This window comes from Streptomyces tricolor (assembly GCF_002155905.1).
In the GTDB taxonomy this organism is placed as follows: domain Bacteria; phylum Actinomycetota; class Actinomycetes; order Streptomycetales; family Streptomycetaceae; genus Streptomyces; species Streptomyces tricolor.
In genome coordinates this window covers 1-4,207 of sequence record NZ_MUMF01001005.1, presented here as the reverse complement: position 1 = coordinate 4,207, position 4,207 = coordinate 1, and the positions used below count along the sequence as shown (strand labels likewise).

General features: G+C 75.3%; 5 protein-coding genes. 3 read left to right on the top strand and 2 right to left on the bottom strand.

Translation table 11 applies throughout. From position 1 onward, the window contains the following. On the bottom strand, positions 1 to 361 hold a 361-nt coding region (locus CCN44_RS42345), incomplete at its 3' end, for a DUF3040 domain-containing protein (protein ID WP_086704593.1). A 633-nt stretch (positions 362 to 994) separates the two neighbouring features. Between CCN44_RS42345 and dhaK the strand changes: the two genes are divergently transcribed. The 3 genes from dhaK (at position 995) to CCN44_RS42330 (ending at position 3,063) form a co-directional block, all read left to right on the top strand. After that, the gene (gene dhaK / locus CCN44_RS42340) at positions 995 to 1,987 is read left to right on the top strand and encodes a dihydroxyacetone kinase subunit DhaK (protein WP_059247494.1); all 993 of its coding nucleotides are present in this window, start codon (positions 995 to 997) and stop codon (positions 1,985 to 1,987) included. Positions 1,988 to 2,051: 64 nt separating this feature from the next. Beyond that, on the top strand, positions 2,052 to 2,660 hold the full coding sequence (dhaL, locus tag CCN44_RS42335) for a dihydroxyacetone kinase subunit DhaL (RefSeq protein WP_086704591.1): 609 nt from the start codon (positions 2,052 to 2,054) through the stop codon (positions 2,658 to 2,660). Then, positions 2,653 to 3,063 (top strand): PTS-dependent dihydroxyacetone kinase phosphotransferase subunit DhaM, encoded by a 411-nt coding sequence (locus CCN44_RS42330; protein ID WP_059247496.1) that lies wholly within the window; start codon positions 2,653 to 2,655, stop codon positions 3,061 to 3,063. The genes dhaL and CCN44_RS42330 overlap by 8 nt, the downstream gene beginning before the upstream one ends. A 22-nt stretch (positions 3,064 to 3,085) precedes the next feature. On the opposite strand, the gene CCN44_RS42325 is transcribed toward CCN44_RS42330, so the two are convergent. After that, the gene (locus tag CCN44_RS42325; RefSeq protein ID WP_086704588.1) at positions 3,086 to 3,931 is read right to left on the bottom strand and encodes a glycoside hydrolase family 75 protein; all 846 of its coding nucleotides are present in this window, start codon (positions 3,929 to 3,931) and stop codon (positions 3,086 to 3,088) included. Positions 3,932 to 4,207: the final 276 nt, after the last annotated feature.

Here is a 4,207-nt window from a genome sequence, read left to right as displayed (position 1 = left end):
GGGGCCGGGGGCGGGCGGCCCGGCACAGCAGGCGGAACGCCTGGAAGAGGGTCAGCGGCCACAGCAGCGCGAAGCACCACAGCAGCCGGGGGTCCGAGGTGCGGATGCCCATGACGGCGACGAACCCCGACGCGACCGCCAGCAGCAGCACCGACGCCGGCAGCCACACCTCCCGGCGCACACGGCCCGTCCGGCGCGCACGGCCCCTCCGGCGCGAGCCGCCCGGCCGGCCCGAGTCGCCCATCCGGCGCGCGAACCGGCGGTCCTCGCGAAGGTGGGCCTCGATCCGCAACAGCGCCAGCCGCTCGCGCGGTGACAGCCTCACCTCGTCGGGCATCTCCCAGGTCTCCCAGTCGTCCACGGCAACGGCACCTCCTCCGCCGGTCGGCGGCCCGAAGGGTTCCGTCGCACCGAGTTCCCCGGTCGGCCCGGCCGAAGCGGAGGCCGCGGACCCGGCACCGCCCCGCGGACCGGACGGCGCCGACGCCGGTCCGCCTCCGCGATCGGCACGGCGGTCCAGAAGGCGGGACGTCCGTCGCCGCCGGGTACGGCAACGCGGCGGAGAGGCTGGCCCTCCTGGAGGGGCACCACGACGAAGTGGGCGCCGGGGTCACAGAGTTGCGGGGGCACCTGGCCCTCCTCGACCTCAAGGTGGCGCTCCCGGAAACCGGGGCCCGTCGAGGAGTCCGCGCAGGCCGTATGACCATCGGCTCACAGGGCGCTACCCAGCGTGAGAAAGCGGAGCTGCAGGTGACCTTCACGGACGCAAGGTCGATACTGCCAGTAGACGAGACGGAGGAGGGACGATCAAGCGCCGCCCCCTCTGACGTCCCGTCAGCGAAGTCGGGATCGAGCCGGCGCCGAGTCGGCGGAAATCCCGCCACGACCCGCCTCCGACCGCCGCCGACCACCGAGACCGAGGACCGCCTCCGCGCCGGTGACCTGCCGGGCAGCAGGTCCGGGCCCCCGTACCGAGCTTCCGAGGAGACACCCCATGAGGATGCTGATCAATGTGCCGGAGACCGTCGTGGCGGACGCGCTGCGCGGACTGGCGGCCGCTTATCCGGACCTGAACGTGGACGTGGAGAACCGGGTCATCGTCCGCCGGGACGCCCCCGTGGCCGGGCAGGTGGCGCTCGTCTCGGGCGGCGGCTCCGGGCACGAGCCGCTGCACGGCGGGTTCGTCGGCCCGGGCATGCTCTCCGCGGCCTGCCCCGGAGAGGTGTTCACCTCGCCGGTGCCCGACCAGATGGCGCGCGCCGCGGCGGCCGTGGACAGCGGGGCGGGCGTGCTGTTCGTGGTGAAGAACTACACCGGCGACGTGCTGAACTTCGACATGGCGGCCGAGCTGGCCGAGGACGAGGGCATCCAGGTCGCCAAGGTCCTCGTCAACGACGACGTGGCGGTGACCGACAGCCTCTACACCGCCGGCCGGCGGGGTACCGGCGCGACGCTGTTCGTGGAGAAGATCGCGGGCGCCGCCGCGGCCGAGGGGCAGCCGCTGGAGCGCGTGGAGTCCATCGCCCGGCAGGTCAACGACAACTCCCGCAGCTTCGGCGTGGCCCTCAGCGCCTGCACGACCCCGGCGAAGGGCAGCCCGACCTTCGATCTGCCGGACGGCGAGCTGGAGTTGGGAATCGGCATCCACGGCGAGCCGGGCCGGGAGCGGCGGCCGATGATGACCTCCGGGGAGATCGCCGACTTCGCGGTGAACGCCGTCCTGGAGGACATGCCGCCGCGCAGTCCCGTCCTGGTGCTGGTCAACGGCATGGGCGCGACCCCGCTGCTGGAGCTGTACGGCTTCAACGCCGAGGTGCAGCGGGTGCTCCGGGAACGCGGCGTCGCCGTGGCCCGCACCCTCGTCGGCAACTACGTCACCTCCCTCGACATGGCGGGCGCCTCGGTGACGCTGTGCCAGGCGGACGAGGAACTGCTGCGGCTGTGGGACGCGCCGGTGAAGACCCCGGCGCTGCGCTGGGGAATGTGATCCGGCAGCAGGCGGCCACCGGTCCGGTGGCTCGGTCCACAGCCCTACCACGCAAGGAGATCCAGTGCTCGACGCCGATTTCTTCCGTCGTTGGATGACGGCGGCCGCCGCCTCCGTCGACCGGGAGGCGGAACGGCTCACCGCCCTCGACTCGGCCATCGGGGACGCCGACCACGGCAGCAATCTGCAGCGCGGGTTCAGGGCCGTGACGGCCGCCCTGGACAAGGACGCGCCCGACACCCCGGGGGCCGTCCTGACCCTGTCCGGACGGCAGTTGATCTCAACGGTCGGGGGTGCGTCCGGCCCGCTGTACGGCACCCTGCTGCGCCGGGCCGGCAAGGCGCTCGGCGATGCCGCCGAGGTCGGCGAGGAGGAACTGGCCGCGGCGCTGCGCGCGGGCGTGGACGGGGTGATGAAGCTCGGCGGGGCGGCTCCCGGCGACAAGACCATGATCGACGCCCTGGTGCCGGCCGTGGACGCGCTCGCGTCCGGGTTCGCCGCCGCGCGGACCGCGGCGGAGGAGGGCGCGCGGGCCACCACGCCGTTGCAGGCCCGCAAGGGCCGGGCGAGCTATCTGGGCGAGCGCAGCATCGGCCACCAGGACCCGGGGGCGACCTCGTCGGCGCTGCTGATCGCCGCGCTGGCCGACACGGCGGAGGCGAACGGTGAGTGACGACAAGCTGGTCGGGATCGTGCTGGTGTCGCACAGCGCGGAGGTGGCCGCCTCGGTCGCCGAGCTGGCGAAGGGCCTGGCCGGCGGGGCCACCGCGGTGCCGGTGGCCCCGGCGGGCGGCACCGAGGGCGGCGGGCTCGGCACCAGTGCCGAGCTGATCTCCGCCGCCGCGGCCTCGGTGGACCGGGGGGCCGGGGTGGCGGTCCTCACCGACCTGGGCAGCGCGGTGCTCACGGTGAAGGCGTTGCTCGCCGAGGGCGACGAACTGCCGGAGGGTACGCGCCTGGTGGACGCGCCGTTCGTGGAGGGCGCGGTGGCCGCCGTGGTCACCGCCGCCGCGGGCGCCGACCTGGACGCGGTGGAGGCCGCGGCGGCGGAGGCGTACAGCTACCGGAAGGCGTGACGGGGTCCTCGGGCGGGGCCGGTCACTTCCGGGCCGTGAAGAGCCTGGCCAGCCGCTCCCCCTCCGCCACCGCCGCCGCGCGGCTCTCGATGGGGCTGACCCGGGAGTTCCGGAAGACGATGTAGGTCACGTCCGAGGGCACCCCGCCCTCGCGCGGGTCGGCGGGGATACCGAGGCCGTGCGCGGTGGCGTAGGAGGCCTCGCCGATGACGTCCCGCGGGCCGGTGTCGCCGACGACCGCGTACTGCACCCGGCCCCGGTGGACGACGGCGGCGACGGAGCCGCCCCGGACGCCGGACGCGCGGTGGTCCCAGCGGCGGCTGGGCGGCGGGATCACGATGTAGGGCAGGGTCTCGGCGTTGAGGTGCCGGCCGTCGGACTGCTGGAAGGCGGTGGTGGCGGCGAACACCGGGTCGGTGCGGCGGTTGCAGCGTGGGGTGGGACGGCCGTCGCAGTCGATGTCCAGGTCGGCCTTCCAGAAGACGGCGTCACGGGTGCCGCACACGGGGACGGTCGCGGGGCGGCCGGCGTCGGTGCGGTAGCGGCCCCGGGAGAGCTGGGTGCACGTGCCGGTCCGGGCCAGCAGGTCGGCGGCGGTGACCCCGCTCCCGCCGCGGGCCACCGGCCGCTCAGGGTCGGCAGCGGCAACCGCACTCTCGCCGCGGGCCACCGGCCGCTTGAGGCCGGCGACGATGACCGCGCTCTCGCCGCGGGCCGCCGGCCGCTTGAGGCCGGCGGCGGTGACCGGGCCCTCGCCGCGGGCAGCGGGCCGCTCGCGGGGCGGGACGGCGGTGGCCGGGGCGGGCAGCGCCGTCGGGGCGAGCAGGGCGGCGCCGGCCGCGGCCAGGGTCAGCGACGGGAAACGCACGATGAGGGATCCCTCTCATTGTGGACAAATCGGACATTCCGCACACTGTTGCGGCGACTCCGGGTATACGGCCACGGGGGCCGCCGCGAAGCGGCCGGATGGAGCACGCCCCTGACACCTCTTCAGGGGACACGCGAGGCCGCACGGAAGAGACGGCACGAACGGCGGTGCCGGCGGGCCGAGGGCCGGTCGGGAGGAGAGGCCGCCGGGGACAACAGGGGCCGGGGGTCCGGACCGTACCCGGCCGGACCCCCCGGCCACCCGCGCCGGCGCGGG